The sequence below is a fragment of the Oscillibacter sp. 1-3 genome, from assembly GCF_000403435.2.
Classification (GTDB): Bacteria; Bacillota; Clostridia; order Oscillospirales; family Oscillospiraceae; genus Oscillibacter.
Genome location: NZ_KE159708.1, coordinates 441440 through 461587 on the forward strand (window position 1 = coordinate 441440; position 20148 = coordinate 461587).

Here is a 20148-nt window from a genome sequence, read left to right on the forward strand (position 1 = left end):
CCGAAGCCCTCCGGCGGACGGTTCGCAAAATTAAAAAAGGAGGATACCCCATGAAGAGATTTCTCTCTCTGGTCCTGACGCTGGTTATGGTCATGAGCCTCGTGACCGTCAGCGCCGGGGCCAAGGACTTCACGGACGACGACAAGATCACCTATGACGAAGCCGTCGCCGTGGTGTCCGAGGTTGGGATTGTCGACGGCTATGCCGACGGCGCTTTCAACCCCAGCAACACCCTGACCCGTCAGGCTGCCGCGAAGATCATCTGCAACCTGATCCTGGGTCCCACCACTGCCGCCGAGCTGCACGCGGATACCGCCCCCTATCGGGACGTGCCCGTCAACAGCGAGTTCGCCGGCTACATCGCCTACTGCCAGGCCAAGGGCATCATCAGCGGCTACGCTGACGGTTCCTTCCGTCCCGGCGGCACCCTGACCGGCTATGCCTTCATGAAGATGCTGCTGGGCGCCCTGGGCTATGACGCCACCCTGGAGAGCTACGTTGGCTCCAACTGGTCCATCAACGTGGCCAAGCAGGCTCTGGGCATCGGCCTGAACGCCGGTCTCGAGGGCGAGTTCAACGGCATCAAGGCCGTGACCCGTGAGGAGGCCTGCCTGTACGCCTTCAACACCCTGCAGGCCGACCTGGTGGAGTATGGCCAGCGCCTGACCACCAACATCAACGGCACCGAGGTCACTCTGTCCTCCGGCGGCGCCCAGAGCCGTACCTGGAAGTCTCAGCAGACCCGCGTGGCCACCATCCGCGACGACGAGATCGTCCAGTTCGCTGAGGAGTACTTCAGCAAGCTGGTCAAGAGCCCCGACAGCGACAAGTTCATGCGTCCCTCTCACACCTGGGTGTATGACAAGAAGATCCAGATCGGCACCTGGCTGGACCAGGATAAGCTGCTGGAGACCTACACCACCGGCGTGACCGGCCGCGACCTGTACGACCTGCTGGGCTCCGTCACCATCCGTGACTTTGACCTGGAGGTCTATGTTGACGGCCACGAGGCCAACAACACCACCGGCACCGTCACCACGGACTACACCCAGTACCAGTATGCCGGCACGGATGAGGAGATCACCGCCGCCGAGATGAAGCGCTCCAACACCGACGACCTGGGCATCACCGGCGACGGCGTTCTCACCGAGATCTTCATCGACAAGGACAACGAGCTGATCACCATCACCTCTATCCACACCTGGCTGGCTCAGGCCACCACCACCTATAACGCCGACAAGGAGACCGCCAGCGTTAAGGTCCACATGTATTATACCGGCAAGAGCAACGGCAGCCTGGATCTGGTCAGCCAGACCAAGACTGTTGCTCTGGACGACGTGCCCGAGGTGGCCGACGTCACCGCCGACACCTTCTACCTGGTGCGCATGTCCGACAAGGACACCACCAAGCTGGAAGTGGCCGACATGGGCGAGCCCGAGATCCTGGAGCAGAGCACCGTTACCAAGTTCTCCCTGTCCACGAAGTTCGGCCAGGGCCAGGACGGTCTCAAGTATCCCACCAAGCTGACCACCGGCGGCAATGAGTACGCCGACAGCGACCGCGCCTGCTACGACGTGGACGTGCTGGACCAGTATGACAACGATCTGCTGACCACCAACACCTACAACGTGTATCTCGACAAGTACGGCTATTTCATCGGCATCGACCTGTTCGAGGGCACCAAGCAGTATGTCTTCGTCACCGGCTATGACATGCGCAACAGCAACCTCTCCATCCAGACCGCCAGCGCGGCCGGTATCTTCCTGGACGGCACCATGCAGAACATCACCGTCAACGTGAAGGATACCAACAGCAATATCAAGAACATGGTTACCGACAAGTCCCACGGCGGCGTGAATGACGCTCTGACAGATGAAGAGTACGCCAACGCCAACGCCTACTACCAGAAGTGGGGCACCAACACCAGCGACGGCGTGTATCTGCTGAACCGCTGGTACACCTACACCGTGACTGAGGCCGGTGTTTACACCCTGAAGCCCTGCGTGGATAAGAACGGCGTGGCCATGATGCTGGCCTCCAAGACCGACGACGTGACCACCGGCGACGCCAGCGAGCTGAAGCTGAACTGCGCCAAGCTGCGCCTGGACGGCGTGGAGGACAGCGGCGAGGCCCGTGACGGCGACCTGCTGATCGGCGAGACCATGCAGTACACCAAGGGCACCGGCACCGGCGCAGGCAAGGTTCTGACCACCGCCCGCGCCTATGGCGAGGACGAGTCCGTGTTCATCACCGTGGACGTGGATGAGGTCAGCGCTTCCGCCGGCGGCGCCGTCGGCTCCCAGAAGCTGGACATCACCAAGGCCATCACCGACGTCAACGGCGTCTACACCGGCGTGCAGGACGTGGACATCATCACCAGAACCACCAACCGCGTCCAGGGCAAGTATTATGTGAATAATACCGATAAGGGCGCCGGTCCTGTTGCCACTGCCGCCATTGATACCCATGCCGCTGACGACCAGAACGGCCACTGGGTGACCGCGGACGGCACCGACAGCTACCTGGGCGAGAACGCCTACGCCGTGTTCGACAAGAACCACTTCATCATCGGCGCCGTGATTCTGGGCGAGGCCGAGGGCAACAACGCCACCAAGGCTTACATCCTCGATCCCGTCAAGTACGAGCGCTATGAGAACGGCACCTACTACTGGCAGTTCGAGGCCGTCATCAACGGCGAGATTGTCAAGCAGGAGGCCGAGAGCAAGTTCGCCAGCACCATCGACACCATGCGCGAGAACCAGTACGAGGTCGTTGAGCTGCGCTACAAGGCCGCTGACAGCGAGATCGTCACCGATGTCAAGGAGATCGAGCGCAAGGATACGGATGCCACCACCGCCGCCGACAAGATCTACGGCTATCCCTTCGGCGAGATCCTGACCACCGGCCACAAGGTGAAGGACAACGAGAGCGTCTATGACGTGGTCCTCACCGGCGCCGAGGACGACGCTGTGGCTCACACCACCACCTTCAAGGGCGTCACCCGTCCCCGGACCAATACCCAGGAGCACCCCTCTTCCGGCAGGACCTTCGTAGCCACCCAGGAGGGCACCCTGCGTCTCCAGGGCCGCACCCTGTACGTCCTGGACGGCCAGCACGATTACGGCATTGACTTCGTCCGCGACGCCAAGGCCGTTGTCCGCCAGCGCGAGGGCTACCTCGACGCCAGCAACAGCGAGGTTTCCAGCTGGGAGAACCGCGCCTATACCTCTGTCCAGGAGGCCATTGACAGCCTGGGCGATCCCAACACCGCTACCGGCGAGAAGGAGTTCCGCGGCATCATCACCGCCGTCCTGAACAGCCAGGGCGTGGCCGAGTGGGTCGTGTTCTACTCTGATACTCTGGCCGAGACCAAGAACAACACCAGTGTCTCCGGCGCCACTATCGAGCTGGAGCTGTGGGTTGAGCTGCCCGGCTTCTCCGCCCAGATGTGGGAGAAGCGGACGGTTGCCCGTCCCGCCGACGGCACCGACCAGGCCATTGTCACCGCTCCCGTGGTTGCTGGCTACACGCCTGTGAATCCCAGCGTCACCATCAAGTGGAACAAGAATCTGGACGGCTCCAAGATGATCTTCCAGTACACTGGCAGCGCTTCGACTCCCGAGGATCCCACTGACGATACCCGGACTGTCCGCGTGCAGTATGTGACGGGCTACAACGCCACGCCTGCGTCTGCGACAGGAAAGGTCGGTACTCAGGACGTCACAGTTCCTCTGTCCGCCGCCGGTTACGGCACTCTGGCGGAGAGCCTGCTCGAGATTCCCGATGGCTTTAAGCTCAAGGCCGGCGCCAACACTCCCGGCACTGACACCGACCTGGGCAAGGAGATCGAAAAGGCGACTACTCCTTTGACCCTGAGCGTGACAGTTGAAGAGCGCAGCGACGTGACCAAGGTTGAGATTCTCAATGCGCCCACTGCCCTCGACCTCCTGTATAACTGCAACGCCGCCGCTGTTGCGGCCGCCGCCGATGATGCGGGGATCAAGGTTAAGATCACCTACAAGACTGGCGACGATGAGGTCTCCAGAACGGTCGACGCGAACGATGCCGGTTTGACCTGGGATGCCGCAGGTACGACAAACCCCGGCACCACCAAGGTGACCCACACTGCCTCCAGCGTAGCGAGCACCACCATCCCCACCGAGCTGTATGCTGCGGTTGCCGCCGGTGCGTTCACTGCTGCCGCTGGAAGTCAGATTGCTACTGGCTTCACTGCGGCCAGCAACCCGGCTCTGCCCATCAGCAAGGTTAAGGTTGGTGATACCATCACCATCACCTTTACTCAGACCACAGCTGCCGACCTGACCTTCGGAGCCACTAGAGCGGTTACCCCCACTGGCGGCACAATCGAGACCCTGGCCGCTGGCGACTGGGCTGTGACCGACGGTGTTGCTGCTAACGTTGGTACTGGCACTGAGGCTGTTAACGGTGTTGTCTCCGTGACCATTACGGTGGCGACTATCACTGCTGCCGCCTTCTCTGCTGAGGTAAGTGTTTCCTGATCTGCTGGCTTTCCAAATCAGATCCTGATCTGGACAAATAAAGCGGTAGACACAACAAGGGCCCCCGGCTTTCGCCGGGGGCCTTTCCCTGTCCATTGATTTGTCCGCCTCCGGAGACGCCGTCCCCGGCTTTGGGGGGGCGGGGGAGTCTGCGGTCCGGGCTTCCGCCCTCAGCGCCGCCCGATCTTCGCCTTTTACGAATCAGCCTCCAGCCGTGCCATGGCGGGCCGGAACTGCATGGAGAACATGACGGCCGTGGTGGTCACCGCCAGGGCGTCCGCCACCGGCTCCGCCAAAAACACGGCGAAAACCTTGTCCGCGAAAAACTGGGGCAGAATATAGATCAGGGGAATCAGCAAAATGATCTTCCGCAGCACCGCCAGAAACAAAGACGTCTTCGCGTTCCCCAGGGCCACAAAGGTCTGCTGGCAGGCGATTTGGACGCCGAAAATGCCCGTGGCCCCCATGTAGATCCGCAGGGCCCGCGCGGTGTACTCCACCATCTCCGGACTGTTGTTGAAAATCAGGGCGAATATCTCCGGAAACAGCTGCACCAGGGCCCACATGGTCAGAGAGTAGATCAGACAGCACCGCAGCAGCACCCGGAAGGCGTCCCGCACCCGCTGGGCGTTCCGGGCGCCGTAGTTGTAGCTGATGATGGGCTGGGCCCCCTGGGTCAGGCCCTGGAGGGGCATCATGGCGAACTGCATGATGCTGGTCAGCACGGTCATGGCCCCCACGGCGATGTCCCCGCCGTATTTCAGCAAAGAGGAGTTGAAGCACATGGCGATCAGGCTCTCCGTGGACTGCATGATAAAGGGGGAGAGGCCCAGGGCCAGGCAGGGCAGAACCACGGCGGCCCGGGGCCGCAGGTTTTCCCGCCGGACGCGCCACTTGGTTTTGCCGCCGGTGAGAAACCGCATCACCCATACCGCGGACACGGCCTGGGAGAGGATCGTCGCCAGGGCCGCCCCCCGCACCCCCAGTCCAAAGCCGAAGATGAAAATGGGGTCCAGAATGGTGTTCAGAATGGCGCCGATGAGCACGGTTTTCATGCTGACGGTGGTAAAGCCCTGCGCGGTGATATAGGCGTTCATGCCCAGAGTCAGCTGGACGAACAGCGTGCCCAGGGAGTAGATGCGCATATAGCTCAGGGCGTAGCCGATGGTGTTTTCGCTGGCGCCGAAGATCAGCAGCAGCGGCTCCGCCAGCAGCTGAAACGCCGCCGTCAGGCACAGGGAGGTGACCACAAGCAGCGTCAGACAGCCGCCCATGATCCGCTCGGCCTCCGCCGTGTTTCCCCGGCCCTCCTGAATGGAGGCCCGGGGCGCACCGCCCATGGCCATCAGCGCCGCGAAGGCGGAGATAATCATGATGACCGGCAGGCACACCCCCACGCCGGTGAGGGCCAGCTTGCCCACGGTGTCCGCCGGCTGCATGTGGCCAATGTACACCCGGTCCACCAGGTTGTAGAGCATGTTGACAATCTGGGATGTGATGGTGGGCAGGGCCAGGGAGAACAGGAGCTTCCCCACCCTGCCGCTGCCAAGGTCCGCCTGTTTTTGATTCATGGCTGCGCTTCCTCCTCCATAAGATGTGCGCCGTTTTCCAGTACTGTCTCCAGCAGGCGGCGGAACTGGGCCTCGTCCTCTGGCGAGAAGTCCGCCAGAAGCCGCCGCCCGCAGGCCGCCTGGATGGCCTGGGCCTCCCGGGCCAGAGGCGCGCCCGCCTCCGTGACGGCCAGGTGGACCACCCGGCGGTCAGACGCGTCCGGCGCTCTGCGGAGGACGCCCCGGGCCGCCAGCAGGTCCACCGCCTGGGAGACCTGGGATTTGGCCAGCCCCCGGTACTCCGCCACGTCCCGGGCGGTGTCATAGCCGGGGTTGTTGGCCAGAAACAGCAGCACGTGGATCTCCCGCATGGTCAGGCCGGTGCGCTCCAGCAGGGGGACGAATTGACGCTCGTAAAACCGCTCAAACTGTTTGGAGAACCGCAGCAGCCGGGTGGTGACGGTGGGCATGGTGGCACCTCCAATCGTTTCTTAAAAAACTGTTCTGCAAGAAACTATTATGACTATATCACCAACCTCCGCCGCCGTCAAGGATTTCTTCTCCGGCCGCCATTTTACCATTGACAAACAGATGCTTGTGCGGTATGATAATAGAAAATGTGGTATACAAAACCATGTTATAAGGAGTTTGTTATGATTTGGAACGTTGTGAGTGACAGCAGCTGTGATCTGCGAATGGCGTCCTTCCAGGACAGCCCCGTCCGATTTGAGATTGTCCCCCTGCGCATCCAGGTGGGGGAGCGGGAGTTCATCGACAACGATGAGCTGGTGATCCCCGAGATGCTGGAGGCCATGGCGGCGGAAAAGGCGGCGGCCTCCACGGCGTGCCCCTCTCCGGCGGCCTTTGCAAGGGCCTTTGAGGCCGGGGACTGCACAGTGTGCTTCACCATCTCCGCCAACCTCTCCGGCACCTACAACGCTGCCGTGATGGCCCGGGACATGGTGCTGGAGGAGCACCCGGAGAAGAAGATCTGCGTCATCGACTCCAAGGCCACCGCCGGGGCCATGGCGCTGCTGGTTTACCGGGCCATCGCGCTGATGAAGGACGCGGCGGCGGACGCCTTTGAGGACATCTGCGACCAGCTGCGCCTGTACCAGGCGGCCCTGCGGACCTGCTTTACCCTGGAGAATTTCGACAACCTCATTAAAAATGGCCGTATGCGGCCCCTGGTGGGCAGTCTGCTCCACTCCCTGGGCATCCACGTCATCGCCGACGCCACGCCCCAGGGCACCATTCATGTGGCCGACAAGGCCCGGGGAGAGGCCAAGACCTGCAGGGCCATCGCCGCCCTCATGGGGGCCAGCAAGGACTGCACCGGGGCCCGGGTGGTGATCTCCCACTGCGAGAACCTCCCCGGCGCGCTGAAACTGAAGCAGGCCATCCACGACGCCCTGCCGGTGAGGAGTGTGGACATCATCTCCTGCCGCGGCCTCACCAGCTTTTACGCCATGGAGAAGGGGCTTATTATCGGCTATTGAACGAGCGGCAAGAGCGATCAAAAAAGATGCGGCATGGAAAACCATGCCGCATCTTTTTACTCCGCCTCCGCCTCCCGGATGATCTCGTCCAGTACGCCGATCAGGTCGTACAGGGTGTTGATGCTCACGTTTTTGGCCAGGATGGCGTTTTGCAGGGCAGGGGACAGGGAGTCGAACTGGGAGCGGACCTTGGGGCTGATAGTGCTCATGCCGGCCTCACTTTCCCAGGACCTGAGCGCCGCCGTAGGGGGCCATGTCCAGCCGGATATAGTAGCCCTGGTCGTGCTCGCACACCGGGCACAGCCTGGGGGCCTCCGCGCCCTCGTAGATATAGCCGCAGTTCAGGCACATCCAGGCGGCCTTGCCCTGGCTGGAGAACAGCCGGCCCTGGTCCAACAGGTCCGCGAGATAGGCGAAGCGGTTTCCGTGGGTCTTTTCGATCTCGGCAATCTGGCGGAAGGAGGCCGCCACCTTGGGGAAGCCCTCCTTCTGGGCGGTGTCGGCAAAGTCCTTGTACACCGGGTCGTGCTCCTCAAACTCGTTGTGCTGGGCCCGCCGCAGCAGCTGGAGGATGTCGTTGGTGATGTCCACCGGATAGCCGCCGTCAATGTGGACGGTCTCGCCGGCCAGTTCCTTCATGTGGTTGTAGAAGATCTCGGCGTGTTCCTTCTCCTGGCCGGCGGTGAAGGTGAACACGTCCGCCAGCACCTGCAGTTTCTGCTGCTGGCAGAGCCCGGCGGCAAAGGTGTAGCGGTTCCGGGCCTGGCTCTCGCCGGCAAAGGCCCGCATCAGATTTTTCAGCGTCTCGCTGCTTTTGAAATCCACAGACATGGAAGTTCCTCCTGTTCGATAATACATACAGGATTCCACCCGCGGGCGGATTTATGCGCGGTGTGAAAAAACATCCCCGAAGGCATGTCCTCCGGGGATGGGCGCGGATTGGGAGATTTTGAAGCGGGGGCTTGCCCGTCACTCTGCCTCCTCCGGCAGGCGGTACTTGCCCAGATCGGAGCGCAGGGTGGAGGAGAAGCCGTCTGCGGCGGTCAGCTCGTGGAGGTAGGCGTGGCGGCTGACGTCCCCGCTCTTTTCCTCGATGACGCTGACGGCGATGTTGGAGCAGTGGTCGCTGACCCGCTCGAAATTGCCCAGCAGGTCATTGAGGATGAAGCCCAGCTGGATCGTGCAGGCGCCGGTCTGGAGCCGGGCGATGTGCCGGCTGCGGATCTCCTCAACCAGCCGGTCAATGGTCTCCTCCAGGGGCTCGATGGACTGGGCGGCCGCGGCGTCGGCGGCGGTGAAGCAGTCCAGCGCCGCCTCCAGAATGTCCTCCAGGGCGGAGATCAGGACCTGCAGCTCCGCCGCGGCGGGACCGGAGAAGGTGAGACCCCGCTCATGGAGCTCCCGGGCGGAGTCCTGGAGATTCAGGGCGTGGTCGCCGATGCGCTCAAAGTCGCCGATGGCGTGGAGCAGGCGGGAGACGGTGCGGATGTCGTCCATGGACACGCCGTGCTGGGAGACCTGCACCAGATAGCTCCCCAGGCGGTCCTCGTAGATGTCCAGCTTGTCCTCATTTTCAACAATTTGATTCTCCCGGGTGTCGGAGAAGTCCGACAGCTGCCGGATGGCCAGCAGCAGATTCTCCCGGGCCAGGGCGCCCATGCGGTTGGTCATGGCGGTACACTCGCTGATGGCCACGCTGGGGGTCCGCAGCAGCAGGGGGTCCAGGAAGGCGAACTCCTCCGCCTTGGTCTCGTCGCTGACCAGTCTCCGCGCCAGCCGTTCCAGCTGGCGGGAGAAGGGCAGCAGCAGCGCCGTGGTGACGACGTTGAAGACCGTGTGGCAGAAGGCGATGCCGACGGCGCCTGTGGCTTCGTCCATAAATGTGAAGTGAAAGATCAGGTTTCCACCGAAGAAGACCACCAGGCCTACTGCCGTCCCGATGATGTTGAAGGCGACGTGGATAACCGACACCCGCCTGGCGTTGCGGTTTACGCCAATGGCGCTGATGAAGGTGGTGACGCAGGTGCCGATGTTCTGGCCCATAATAATGGGGATGGCCATGCCATAGGTGATGGAGCCGGTGAGGGCCAGGGCCTGCAGAATGCCCACGGAGGCGGAGGAGGATTGAATGACGCCGGTGATTACCGCGCCTACCAGCACACCCAGAAGGGGATTTTGGAAGGCGGTTAAAATCTGGGAGAACTCCGGCAGATCCGCCAGGGGGCTGACAGAGCCTTTCATCAGCTCCATGCCGTACATCAGGATGGAAAAACCCACCAGAACGCGGCCCACGTCCCGCCGCCGCTGTTTTTTGGAGCCCATAATGAGCAGTACGCCGGCCAGGGCCAGCAGAGGGGAGAAATTCTCCGGCTTGAGCATATTGACGAAGACATTTTTGCTCTCAATGCCCGTCAGGGAGAGAATCCACGCCGTCATCGTGGTGCCGATGTTGGAACCCATAATCACGCCGATGGTCTGACTGATCTCCATGACGCCGGAGTTCACCAGGCCCACCAGCATCACCGTCATGGCGGAGGAGGACTGGATGGCGATGGTGATGCCCGCCCCCAGCAGCAGGCTCTTGATGGGATTGGAGGTCATGCGCTTGAGCAGTCGCTCCAGCTTGCCGCCGGCCATCTTCTCCAGGCTCTTTGACATGGTGGTCATGCCGTAGAGGAAGAAGGCCAGTCCGCCGCAGAGGGTAAAGAGTGAAAAAATATCCATGCCGACGCTCCTTTGATCCATTTTCCGGAGTGCAGGGAAAGTCCGGGCTGCTGTCAAGTTTATGACGCGCCATTATTATATATGTTGGAAGAGGGAAAGGAAAGAGTTGGGGGTGGGAAATGCAAAATTTGCGTAAAACTTTAGAGAAAACAACAAATTTGCATTAGAATTATGTGCAAAACAGATAAAAATGGAAACGCTTGCGTGGTTTCCGCCCGAAAAAGACCTCCAAAGCGCTCAGCGCGCCGCCTCTGTCCAGAAGGTGCGGACATCCTCTGCGGCCCGGCGGCCGGCGAAATAGCCCTGCTGCCACAGGGCCCGCAGGGTGTCCAGGTCCTTCTCCGTCCGGGAGCAGCCCAGAGTGTCCTCCGGGGCGACGACCCGGACCTTCCCGGCCCGCTCCAGGGCGAAGAGGTCCGCCCGGCTTTGGTTGTACCGCTCCGCCCGGGTGCGCATGGTCTCAAGAAACCGGGGATATTGGCGGAAGGTCCGCTCCAGCACCCGCAGGCTCTTGTCGGAGCCCTTGTGAAAGTCCTTCTCCCGGGTCAGGATCACCACCACCCGGTCACAGCCCGTCTCAAAGGCCCGCCGCCAGGGGATGGCGTCGGCGCAGCCGCCGTCCAGGTAGGGTCTGCCCTCCAGGTGGTAGACGGGAAACATCAGGGGAATGGCGCAGGTGGCCTGGAGCAGGAGGTTGTGCTCATCACGCCGGGGCACCGGCAGGTACTCCGCAAGGCCGGTGTCCAGATTGGTGACCGCGGCCTCCACCGTGCCGGGGTAGGCCCCGAAGGTCTCGTAATCGAAGGGGATCAGCTGGTTGGGAATGGTCTCATAGGCGAACTCCAGGCCGAAGTAGGAGCGGTTCTGCGGGTTGACCCAGTTGCGCCAGGCCATATAGCGGGGGTCCCGCACATAGGAGGTAATCAGGCGGAGGTTCCGCCGGCTCTGGCGGGAGAGATAGCTGACGCCGTAGGCGATGCCGGCGGAGACGCCCACGGTGTAGTCCGGCAGAGGGAGGCCCATATCCAGGAACGCGTCGCAGACGCCGGCGGAGAAGATTGTGCGGAGGGCGCCGCCCTCCAGGACCAGTGCGGTTTTCAAAATAAGGTCAGCTCCTTGGTGATCCCTGACAGGGATCTAGGATTTGATTCTTGCGGAATCCGCCCTTCGGGCGGGGCGGTCTTTGCTCGCCCTGACGGGCAGGGTGGAATTCAGCCATCATCATGGCTGAATTCTCCCACACCTCTTTGGCATGGAGACCTGTGACCTATTTTATCAAATTCCCTTTGTAAAATCAACGAGACAAAAATCCCCCTCTGGAATTTTGCTAAAAAACTGTTAAAGTTCGGACGCTTCCCTTGAAAGAGACATTCCCAACATGATATTATACAAAAAATACACATTTCACAGCGAGGGGAGGCGGTACAACTGCAAGGCGGTCTTCGTGCGCGCTGGCGCGAAAAGATTGGAAATACCCGTACAATTCTGGGCGAAAAGGTCCGGGAGGCCCTGGCCTCGGTACTGCCCATCACCGCCATTGTGCTGGCGCTGTGCTTCACTATCTCCCCCGTGCCTACGGACACCCTGCTGGCCTTTCTGATGGGCGCCGTGCTGCTGATCGTGGGTATGGGCCTTTTCACCCTGGGGGCGGAGATGGCCATGACGCCTATCGGCGAGCGGGTGGGCGCCCACATGACCCGCTCCCGGAAGCTCTGGGTGGTGGTGGCGGTCAGCTTTCTCATCGGCGTGGTGGTCACCATCTCGGAGCCGGATCTCCAGGTGCTGGCGGAGCAGGTGCCCAGCGTGCCCGGGCCCGTGCTGATGGGCGCCGTGGCTGCGGGCGTGGGAGTCTTTCTGGTGGTGGCCCTGCTGCGCATCTTGTTCCGCATCCCCCTCAACGGGCTGCTGATCGCCTCGTATCTGGTGATCTTCATCCTGGCCTGCTTTGTGCCCGGGGACTTTTTGGCCATCGCCTTTGACTCCGGCGGCGTCACCACTGGACCTATGACGGTGCCCTTCATCATGGCCCTGGGCGTGGGCGTGTCCTCCATTCGAAGCGACGAGAACGCCGCCCAGGACAGCTTCGGTCTGGTTGCGCTGTGCTCCGTGGGGCCGGTGCTGGCGGTGCTGATTCTGTCTTTGGTGTACCCCGCCTCCGGGGCCTACATTCCGGCGGAGACAGCCGCGGCGGCGGACAGCCGGGCGCTGTGGGGGCTGTTTCTCCGGGCCTTCCCGGAGTATGTGGTGGAGGTGGTGGTGTGCCTCGCTCCCATCGCGGTGTTTTTTGCCGTTTTTCAGGTGCTCTCCCTGCGGATGAATCGAAAAAAAGTGTTGAAAATTGTGGTGGGTCTTCTGTATACTGGTCTTGGGCTGGCGGTCTTTCTCACCGGCGTCAACGTGGGCTTCCTGCCGGCGGGTACATACCTGGGCCAGCAGATCGCAAAGCTCCACTGGAACTGGGTGCTGGTGCCCATCGGGATGCTGATGGGCTGGTACATCGTCCAGGCGGAGCCGGCGGTCCACGTGCTGAACCACCAGGTGGAGGAGATCACCTCCGGGGCCATCCCCGGCGGGGCCATGAGCGCCAGTTTGTCCATCGGCGTGGCAGTCTCCATCGGACTGTCCATGCTTCGCATTTTAACCGGAATCTCGATTTTTTATTTCCTGGTGCCGGGGTATCTGGCGGCCATCGGCCTTTCCTTCTTCGTGCCCAGGATTTTTACGGCCATCGCCTTTGACTCCGGCGGCGTGGCCTCCGGCCCCATGACGGCCACGTTCCTGCTGCCCTTTGCCATGGGGGCCTGCCAGGCCCTGGGGGGCAATGTGATTACCGACGCCTTCGGCGTGGTGGCCATGGTGGCCATGACGCCGCTGCTGACCATTCAGCTGCTGGGACTTGTTTACCAGTGGAAGCTGCGCAAAGCCGCCGGACCGGAAGCCGCCGTGCCGGAGGAGGAGATCATCGAGCTGTGATGCCGGGAAAACAGCTCTTGCGGAGAGGAGAGACTGCCATGGGTGGAGCCGATCTCATGATTACCATCACGGACCGCAGCCGGGGCGGAGAGTTTGCCGCCTGGTTCCAGAGCCAGGGCGTCCCCCTGGTGCTGACGCTTCTGGGCCAGGGTACAGCCACCACGGAGATCCTGGACTTCCTGGGCCTGGAGGCCACGGAGAAGGCGGTGCTGCTGTGCGTGACGCCCCACTCCCCCCGCCTGGTGCGCCGGGCGGCCAAGGAGCTTTGGCTGGACATCCCGGGCCGGGGCATATTGATGACGGTGCCTGTATCCACCATCGGCGGCGCGGCCGCCAGAGACTATCTCTTACAGCAGGAGGCGGAGGAGCGTATGGAGCGGGAACAGACCCATGAGCTGATCGTCGTAATCACCAACCAGGGCTGTACGGACAAGGTCATGGACGCCGCCCGGGCCGCCGGGGCCACGGGGGGGACCTCCATCCATGCCAAGGGCACCGGCGCGGAGCTGGCCCGGAGGTTTCTGGGCGTGTCCATCGCCGCGGAGCGGGAGCTGATCTTCATTCTGGCCCGGAAGGAGGACCGCTCCCCCATCATGAAGGCGGTGATGAGTCAGGCGGGCATTCACTCGGCGGCCCAGTCCCTGGCCTTCTCCCTGCCCGTCAGCGACATCGCGGGACTCCGCCAGCTGGACGGGGAGAACTGAACGAACCGCTTTCAGACTGTCAAAAAACGCTGGAGATTTCGTCAACGGAAAGGAAGGGTGTGTGCGGGCTGTGCCCGCAGGCACGTTTCGGAGGCCAACCGCCTGTAGGGCGGCTCTTAGGCCGGAGATAACCCAAGAGGGGTTTCCTGCGCCATTGAAATCTACAGCAGCTTGTCGAAAATACTTTTTCGACAAGCTGAACCGGCATGGCTCCAAAGCCATGCCGGTTTTTTATGTCCGCCGTCCGTGCCGCTGGGCCAGACCCCGGAGCCAGAGCAGGTCCCCCCAGCGTACCACCCGGAGCAGCGTCCACAGGAGGAACAAAACCGCCAGATACCACGCCCCCGGCAGCAGGACCCCCCGGAGGCCCGGCGTTTTTGGCAGCAGGGTTACGCTCCACCCGGCCGCTCCGGCGCAGAGGAGAGCCCGCAGGGACAGCCCGGTCTCCAGCCGCGCCCCGGAGACCCGCAGCAGGCGGCGGAGGCTGAGGCAGAAGTTGATGAGATGGGTGACGGCGAAGCTGAGATAGTACCCGTTCAGCCCGTATTGGGGCAGCAGCAGCCACAGAAAGCTCACGTCCAGAAAGGAGGTCAGCAGGTTGTACCGGGCGTTGGCGTTCTGCTGGCCCAGGCCCTTGCAGACGGCGTCCACAATGGCGTCGGTATAGAGCAGGGGAATCAGGGGTGCGTAGAGCCGCAGAGCGGGGCCCACGGCCTGGTCATGGTACAGCAGCTCCCCCAGGGCGTCCGCCCCGGCGAAGAGAACCCCGGCGGCGCAGAGGCTGAACAGCAGCGAGACCCGCAGTCCCCGCCGGACCAGGTAGCGGATGCGGGGCGTCCGCCGCCCGGCGGCGCAGCGGGAGAACTCCGGCACCAGCAGCTCCGCCAGGGAGAAGAGGATGGCGGCGGGGAACATCAGCACGGGGAACACCATGCCGTGGAGCACGCCATAATCCGCCAGGGCGTCAGCGGTGCCGGCGAACCGGGCCAGCCGCTTGGGGACGATGAGATTTTCAATGGTGTTCAGTCCGGAGCGCAGATCGTCCGCTACGGCCAGGGGCAGGGCGATGCGCAAAATGCGCCGGTAGGGCGGCTTTTGGGGCTTTTGCTCCGGCGGCAGGGCGCCCCGGTGGAGGAGCCGCAGGGCCCGGTAGGCCGCCAGGGCGGCGGCGCCGCTGCCCAGAACCACGGAGAGGCAGGCCCGCCCCGCGTCCGCCCCGGCCCAGCGGGAGAGAAGGAGGAAGGTGACCGCCATGGCGCAGCCCTGCTCCAAAAACTCCACCCCCACCAGGTCTCCGATGCGCCCGGCGGCGGTGAAATACCCGGTCATGACGCCGTAGAGGCAGCAGATGGGCAGGATCATGGCGCACACCCGCAGGGAGGGAATGGCGGCGGGGCCGCCGATCCAGTTCTCCGCCAGCCAGGGGGCCAGCTGCCAGAGGAGAAACAGCGACAGGATGCTGCACGTCAAACTGTACTGAAAGCACCCGGACAGAACGGCGTGGACCCCCTGAGGGCGGTTTCGGCCAAACTCCTCGGCGGAGAGGTACATGGCGCAGGTGCGGATGCCTGCGGAGCCAACCGTAAAGGACATTGTCTTTACGGAGAGAATCAGCTGCAAAAGGCCGATCCCCGCGGCGCCGATGCGTCCGGAGAGATAGACCTGAAAGCTCATACCCGCCAGCCGCAGCAGCAGATTGGCGGCGGTCAGGAGCAGCGTGCCCCGTACAATGGAGGACCCCTTTTTTTCGTTCAACGTTCCCACCTCTCTATACACTATGTGGACAGGGTGGGACAACATGACGGAAAAAGCTGTCCGGAATTGTCCGAACAGCTTCTTTTAGGCATTGTTCAATAAATGGCAAGATGCGCAGCGGCGGAAAAGATCCGTCGTTTGGGGGCTTTGGCATTTTTCAAATCAAGGCATAGGGGGTCAGATTTCTTCTTTTCCCTCCGGACCTTGGCCGGAACCCTGCAGGGCGATCCGCCGGGCGTAGAGGTCGATTTTGTAGTCCAGCCGGTCCAGGGAGGCCTGCATGTCCGCCATCCGGGCGGTCAGCTGCTCCCGCTGGCGCACCAGCAGGGCCCGGCGGGCCTCCAAGGTGCCGTTCCCCTGCTGGGCCAGGGCGGCGTATTCGATCAGGGCCTCAATCTGCACGCCGGCGGCGCGCATGCACTTCATCAGCTCCACCCACTGGCAGGACTCCTCGCCGTAATCCCGCGCGCCGCTCTTTCCCCGGGGCACCGGGGGAATCAGGCCGATGCGCTCGTAATAGCGCAGGGTGTCCGGTGTCAGGCCGTACTTTTTGCCGACCTCTGTGATGGTCATAGGGTACCTCCTTTTGTACAGGGCGCCCTCAGGCGCCGAACAGGGCGGCGGCCTGGCGCATATTCTCCACGATGGGTACGCCGAAGGGGCACCGCTTTTCACAGGCGCCGCAGGCGATGCACTCCGCCGCCCGGTGGGGCAGGAGGGCGTAGTGCTCCCGCACGGTCTCCGGCACGGCGCCTTGGGCCCGGCAGAGGTTCAAAAACTTGGTGGCCGCCGCCACATCGATGCCTTTGGGGCAGGGGGCGCAGTGGCCGCAGTACATGCAGTGCCCCTGCCAGCTGATTTTGGGCAGGGCGGCCAGGGCGGCGGCGTAGTCCCGTTCGCTCTCCGGCGCGTCCTCATAGGCGGCGCTGGCGTCCAGGTCCTCCAGGGTCCGGGCTCCGCACATGACGGAGGCCACCGCCGGGCGGGTCAGGGCGTAGTGGAGGCACTGGAGGGCCGTCAGGGCGCGTCCGGCGGGGGAGAGGGTTTGGCTGAGCAGGTCGCCGCCGCCGAAGGCCTTCATCACCGTGATGCCCACCCCAAGACGCTGGCAGGTCTCATATAGCTCCTGCCGCTGGGGGTCCATGTTCACCAGGCTGTTTTCGTAGTTCTTGGGGGCCCACAGCTCCTCCACGTCCTCCCCGGCGGGCTGGAGATCGTAGCAGGGGTTGACACTGAACATCAGCACGTCGATGAGTCCGGTGTTCACCGCCGCCAGGGCCACCTCCGGGTTGTGGCTGGAAAGGCCGATGCAGCCAATGGTCCCCGCCGCCCTCAGCTCCCGGGCGTAGGCCATGACGGGGCCGTTCGCCACCGTCTCCCAGTCCGCCATGGAGTCCACATAGTGGATCATGCCAATCTCTACGCGGTCCGTCTCCAGCCGGTTCAGCTGGTCGGCAAAGCCCTCCCGGACCTCGCCGATGTCCGGGTGCGCTTGTACTGTCCGTCCTTCCACACGGAGCACAGGTGGGCCTGGAGGACGAACTTCTCCCGCCGCCCCCGCAGGGCACGGCCCAGGTTGGAGCGTACCTCCGGGTTGGAGGTGTAGAGGTCGACGCAGTTGACGCCCAGGGCCTCCATCCGGTCCACAAAGGCCAGAACCTGCTCATAGGGCTTATCCACAAATCCCTCGCAGCCCATGCCGATCTCGCTGACGCGGATGCCGGTGCGGCCCAATGTACGGTATACCATGATACACTCTCCTTTTGGATATGTTATGTATGAAGAGTGTACTACCTGGAGCGCACTCCATGTCAAGGACTTTTTTGTGAGAGATGTCCGCCGCTTTTACGCTGCATGGACATTGGGGGGGGGAATGGCCTGGTCAGGGGACCAGGTCACGCCTGACTTCTGCCTGGAGCTTGACCGGTCCTGTACCAAAGAGAAAAGAGGCCCGATTCCCTGACGTCATGCCCGCCTCTCATCCGGAACTCTCAGGCAGGCTCCGCTTGGCGCCCCGGCGCTTCCGGGAATGAGATGAAAGAGAGAAGCCGGCGCACATCTGTGCGCCGGCTTGAAGCTCTTTTGCTTGGCGGGACTGCCGCTTAGTACATGCCGCCCATGTCAGGCGCGGCGGGAGCGGGAGCGGGAGGCTCGGGCTTGTCGGCCACCAGGGACTCGGTGGTCAGCACCATGGAGCTGACGCTGGCGGCGTTCTCCAGGGCGGAGCGGGTCACCTTGGCGGGGTCCACGATGCCGGCGGAGACCATGTCGCAGTACTCCTCCTTGTAGGCGTCAAAGCCGTAGCCGGTCTTGCCGGAGGAGCGGACCTTCTCCAGAATCACGGAGCCGTCCAGGCCGGCGTTGGCGGCGATCTGGCGGATGGGGGCCTCCAGGGCCTTGGCCACGATCCGGACGCCGGTCTTCTCGTCGCCCTCCACGGTGTTCAGCAGGGCCTCCACGGCGGGGATCACGTTGACAAAGACGGTGCCGCCGCCGGCCACGATGCCCTCTTCCACAGCGGCGCGGGTGGAGTTCAGGGCGTCCTCGATGCGGAGCTTCTTCTCCTTCATCTCGGTCTCAGTGGCGGCGCCCACCTTGATGACGGCCACGCCGCCAGCCAGCTTGGCCAGGCGCTCCTGGAGCTTTTCTTTGTCGTAGTCGCTGGTGGTGTTGGCGATCTGAGAGCGGATCTGAGCCACGCGGTCGGCAATGGCCTGCTTCTCGCCGGCGCCGTCCACGATGGTGGTGTTCTCCTTGGTGACCTTCACCTGACGCGCGCGGCCCAGCAGGTCGAGGCCGGCGGTCTTGAGCTCCAGGCCCACTTCCTCGCTGACCACGGTGCCGCCGGTGAGGACGGCGATGTCCTGGAGCATCTCCTTGCGGCGGTCGCCGAAGCCGGGGGCCTTGACGCACACCACATTCAGGGTGCCCCGGAGACGGTTGACGATCAGGGTGTTCAGGGCCTCGCCCTCCACGTCCTCGGCCACGATGACCAGCTTCTTGCCGGACTGGACCATCTGCTCCAGGATGGGCAGGATGTCGGCGATGACGGAGATCTTCTTGTCGGTGATGAGGATATAGGCGTCGTCGACGATGGCCTCCATCTTCTCCATGTCGGTGGCCATATAGGGGGTGATATAACCCCGGTCGAACTGCATGCCCTCGACCACCTCGCTGTAAGTCTCGGCGGTCTTGGACTCCTCGATGGTGATAACGCCGTCGGCGGAGACCTTATCCATGGCGTCGGCGATCAGCTTGCCGATCTCCTCGTCGCCGGAGGAGACGGCGCCCACGCGGGCGATGTCCTTGGAGCCGTCCACACTCTTGGACTGCTTCTTGACCTCGGCGACGGCGGCCTCCACGGCCTTGGCCATGCCCTTCTTCACAACGATGGGGTTGGCGCCGGCGGCCAGGTTTTTCAGGCCCTCGTGGATCATGGCCTGGGCCAGCAGAGTGGCGGTGGTGGTGCCGTCGCCGGCCACGTCGTTGGTCTTGGTGGAGACCTCCTTCACCAGCTGGGCGCCCATGTTCTCAAAGGGATCGTCCAGTTCGATCTCCTTGGCGATGGTGACGCCGTCGTTGGTGATGAGGGGAGAGCCGTACTTCTTGTCGAGCACCACGTTGCGGCCCTTGGGCCCCAGGGTGATTTTGACGGTATCGGCCAGGGAATTGACGCCGGCTTCCAGAGCCTTGCGGGCCTCGTCGCCGCGCTTGATGAGCTTAGACATAATCGCATTACCTCCAATAGAAGTTAAAAATAAAGTGAGCTGAAAAAAAGGAAAAAGACCAGGAAAAGGCCAGGGAAAAGATGAGAGAAAGGGGCCAGGAAAAACCCTAAGGTTTTCCCGGTTCTTTTGCCGGAGGCAAAAGAAAAAATTCCAATCAGTTTCGCCGCGGCGTGTACGTGGCGAAAATACCCCGACCCACGCGTCCTTGGGACACGTCTACATGAGGGGGAATAGCGGAGCCGGGTTTACCCGGCGGAGCGTAAAGGGGGGACGCAGTCCCCTCTTTATTCGACAATCGCCAGAATATCGTTCTGACGAACCACCACGTACTCGACTTCCTCCAGAGTGACCTTGGTGCCGGCATACTGGCTGGTGATGACCTTGTCGCCGGGCTTCACGGTCATGGTGACTTCCTTGCCGTCCACGGTGCCACCGGGGCCTACGTAGATGACCTCCGCCACGGAGGGCTTCTCCTTGGCGGAGCCGGTGAGGATGATGCCGCCCTTGGTGGTCTCCTCGGCCTCCACCATCTTCAAAATGACGCGGTCTGCAAGCGGGGTGAGTTTCATGTTGGGTTCCTCCTTATAATATTAAAAAAATGAAAAAACAAATCGCATCGTTAGCACTCTTGTCCCCTGAGTGCTAACGATGCTATCATAGCGCAATCATCCCTGTTTGTAAAGGGGGTATCTATG

General features: G+C 62.6%; 16 protein-coding genes. 4 read left to right on the plus strand and 12 right to left on the minus strand.

Annotated features, from left to right (window positions below; genetic code table 11):
- Positions 1 to 50: 50 nt before the first annotated feature.
- A complete protein-coding gene (locus C816_RS12455; RefSeq protein ID WP_016322748.1) occupies positions 51 to 4520 on the plus strand; it encodes an S-layer homology domain-containing protein in 4470 nt (1489 codons plus the stop codon).
- Positions 4521 to 4714: 194 nt separating this feature from the next.
- On the opposite strand, the gene C816_RS12460 is transcribed toward C816_RS12455, so the two are convergent.
- Positions 4715 to 6091, minus strand: a complete 1377-nt coding sequence (locus tag C816_RS12460; RefSeq protein ID WP_016322749.1) for an MATE family efflux transporter — start codon at positions 6089 to 6091, stop codon at positions 4715 to 4717.
- Positions 6088 to 6540 carry a MarR family winged helix-turn-helix transcriptional regulator gene (locus tag C816_RS21880; RefSeq protein ID WP_016322750.1) on the minus strand — a complete coding sequence of 151 codons (453 nt, stop codon included), beginning with the start codon at positions 6538 to 6540 and terminating at the stop codon, positions 6088 to 6090. Before C816_RS21880 ends, C816_RS12460 begins: the two co-directional genes overlap by 4 nt.
- Positions 6541 to 6723: 183 nt before the next feature.
- Between C816_RS21880 and C816_RS12470 the strand changes: the two genes are divergently transcribed.
- Entirely contained in the window at positions 6724 to 7569 is an 846-nt protein-coding gene (locus C816_RS12470; protein ID WP_016322751.1) for a DegV family protein, read from the plus strand.
- A 56-nt stretch (positions 7570 to 7625) separates the two neighbouring features.
- Here the strand turns inward: C816_RS12470 and C816_RS24295 are convergent, their stop codons facing one another.
- From C816_RS24295 to C816_RS12490, 4 genes are all read right to left on the minus strand, one after another.
- Positions 7626 to 7778, minus strand: a complete 153-nt coding sequence (locus C816_RS24295; protein WP_016322752.1) for a hypothetical protein — start codon at positions 7776 to 7778, stop codon at positions 7626 to 7628.
- 7 nt (positions 7779 to 7785) lie between these two features.
- Positions 7786 to 8400, minus strand: a complete 615-nt coding sequence (gene rbr, locus C816_RS12480; protein ID WP_016322753.1) for a rubrerythrin — start codon at positions 8398 to 8400, stop codon at positions 7786 to 7788.
- Between the two features lie 138 nt (positions 8401 to 8538).
- Entirely contained in the window at positions 8539 to 10293 is a 1755-nt protein-coding gene (locus C816_RS12485) for a Na/Pi cotransporter family protein (protein ID WP_016322754.1), read from the minus strand.
- 237 nt (positions 10294 to 10530) lie between these two features.
- Positions 10531 to 11394, minus strand: a complete 864-nt coding sequence (locus C816_RS12490) for a patatin-like phospholipase family protein (protein ID WP_016322755.1) — start codon at positions 11392 to 11394, stop codon at positions 10531 to 10533.
- A 363-nt stretch (positions 11395 to 11757) separates the two neighbouring features.
- Between C816_RS12490 and C816_RS12495 the strand changes: the two genes are divergently transcribed.
- Entirely contained in the window at positions 11758 to 13266 is a 1509-nt protein-coding gene (locus C816_RS12495; RefSeq protein WP_040655496.1) for a DUF1538 domain-containing protein, read from the plus strand.
- Between the two features lie 38 nt (positions 13267 to 13304).
- Complete coding sequence (locus tag C816_RS12500) at positions 13305 to 13970, plus strand: P-II family nitrogen regulator (RefSeq protein ID WP_016322757.1); 666 nt, start codon at positions 13305 to 13307, stop codon at positions 13968 to 13970.
- A gap of 231 nt (positions 13971 to 14201) precedes the next feature.
- On the opposite strand, the gene C816_RS12505 is transcribed toward C816_RS12500, so the two are convergent.
- The 6 genes from C816_RS12505 to groES form a co-directional block, all read right to left on the minus strand.
- The gene (locus tag C816_RS12505; protein ID WP_016322758.1) at positions 14202 to 15725 is read right to left on the minus strand and encodes an oligosaccharide flippase family protein; all 1524 of its coding nucleotides are present in this window, start codon (positions 15723 to 15725) and stop codon (positions 14202 to 14204) included.
- A 177-nt stretch (positions 15726 to 15902) separates the two neighbouring features.
- Positions 15903 to 16298, minus strand: a complete 396-nt coding sequence (locus C816_RS12510) for a MerR family transcriptional regulator (protein WP_016322759.1) — start codon at positions 16296 to 16298, stop codon at positions 15903 to 15905.
- 28 nt (positions 16299 to 16326) lie between these two features.
- Positions 16327 to 17238, minus strand: coding sequence for an aldo/keto reductase (locus C816_RS12515; RefSeq protein WP_371254375.1), 912 nt, complete (start codon positions 17236 to 17238; stop codon positions 16327 to 16329).
- On the minus strand, positions 17169 to 17474 hold the full coding sequence (locus C816_RS25670; RefSeq protein WP_016322761.1) for an aldo-keto reductase family protein: 306 nt from the start codon (positions 17472 to 17474) through the stop codon (positions 17169 to 17171). The genes C816_RS12515 and C816_RS25670 overlap by 70 nt, the downstream gene beginning before the upstream one ends.
- A 353-nt stretch (positions 17475 to 17827) precedes the next feature.
- On the minus strand, positions 17828 to 19453 hold the full coding sequence (gene groL / locus C816_RS12520) for a chaperonin GroEL (protein ID WP_016322762.1): 1626 nt from the start codon (positions 19451 to 19453) through the stop codon (positions 17828 to 17830).
- Positions 19454 to 19737: 284 nt separating this feature from the next.
- The gene (gene groES, locus C816_RS12525; RefSeq protein ID WP_016322763.1) at positions 19738 to 20022 is read right to left on the minus strand and encodes a co-chaperone GroES; all 285 of its coding nucleotides are present in this window, start codon (positions 20020 to 20022) and stop codon (positions 19738 to 19740) included.
- Positions 20023 to 20148: the final 126 nt, after the last annotated feature.

What these genes read in the sequence shown, in the direction of transcription:
- rbr (WP_016322753.1), bottom strand. Translation starts at nt 8,400, where the DNA reads ATGTCTGTGGATTTCAAAAGCAGCGAGACGCTGAAAAATCTGATGCGG.
- C816_RS12510 (WP_016322759.1), bottom strand. Translation starts at nt 16,298, where the DNA reads ATGACCATCACAGAGGTCGGCAAAAAGTACGGCCTGACACCGGACACC.
- C816_RS12455 (WP_016322748.1), top strand. Translation starts at nt 51, where the DNA reads ATGAAGAGATTTCTCTCTCTGGTCCTGACGCTGGTTATGGTCATGAGC.
- C816_RS12500 (WP_016322757.1), top strand. Translation starts at nt 13,305, where the DNA reads ATGGGTGGAGCCGATCTCATGATTACCATCACGGACCGCAGCCGGGGC.
- C816_RS21880 (WP_016322750.1), bottom strand. Translation starts at nt 6,540, where the DNA reads ATGCCCACCGTCACCACCCGGCTGCTGCGGTTCTCCAAACAGTTTGAG.
- C816_RS24295 (WP_016322752.1), bottom strand. Translation starts at nt 7,778, where the DNA reads ATGAGCACTATCAGCCCCAAGGTCCGCTCCCAGTTCGACTCCCTGTCC.
- C816_RS25670 (WP_016322761.1), bottom strand. Translation starts at nt 17,474, where the DNA reads ATGGTATACCGTACATTGGGCCGCACCGGCATCCGCGTCAGCGAGATC.
- C816_RS12485 (WP_016322754.1), bottom strand. Translation starts at nt 10,293, where the DNA reads ATGGATATTTTTTCACTCTTTACCCTCTGCGGCGGACTGGCCTTCTTC.
- groL (WP_016322762.1), bottom strand. Translation starts at nt 19,453, where the DNA reads ATGTCTAAGCTCATCAAGCGCGGCGACGAGGCCCGCAAGGCTCTGGAA.
- C816_RS12470 (WP_016322751.1), top strand. Translation starts at nt 6,724, where the DNA reads ATGATTTGGAACGTTGTGAGTGACAGCAGCTGTGATCTGCGAATGGCG.
- C816_RS12460 (WP_016322749.1), bottom strand. Translation starts at nt 6,091, where the DNA reads ATGAATCAAAAACAGGCGGACCTTGGCAGCGGCAGGGTGGGGAAGCTC.
- groES (WP_016322763.1), bottom strand. Translation starts at nt 20,022, where the DNA reads ATGAAACTCACCCCGCTTGCAGACCGCGTCATTTTGAAGATGGTGGAG.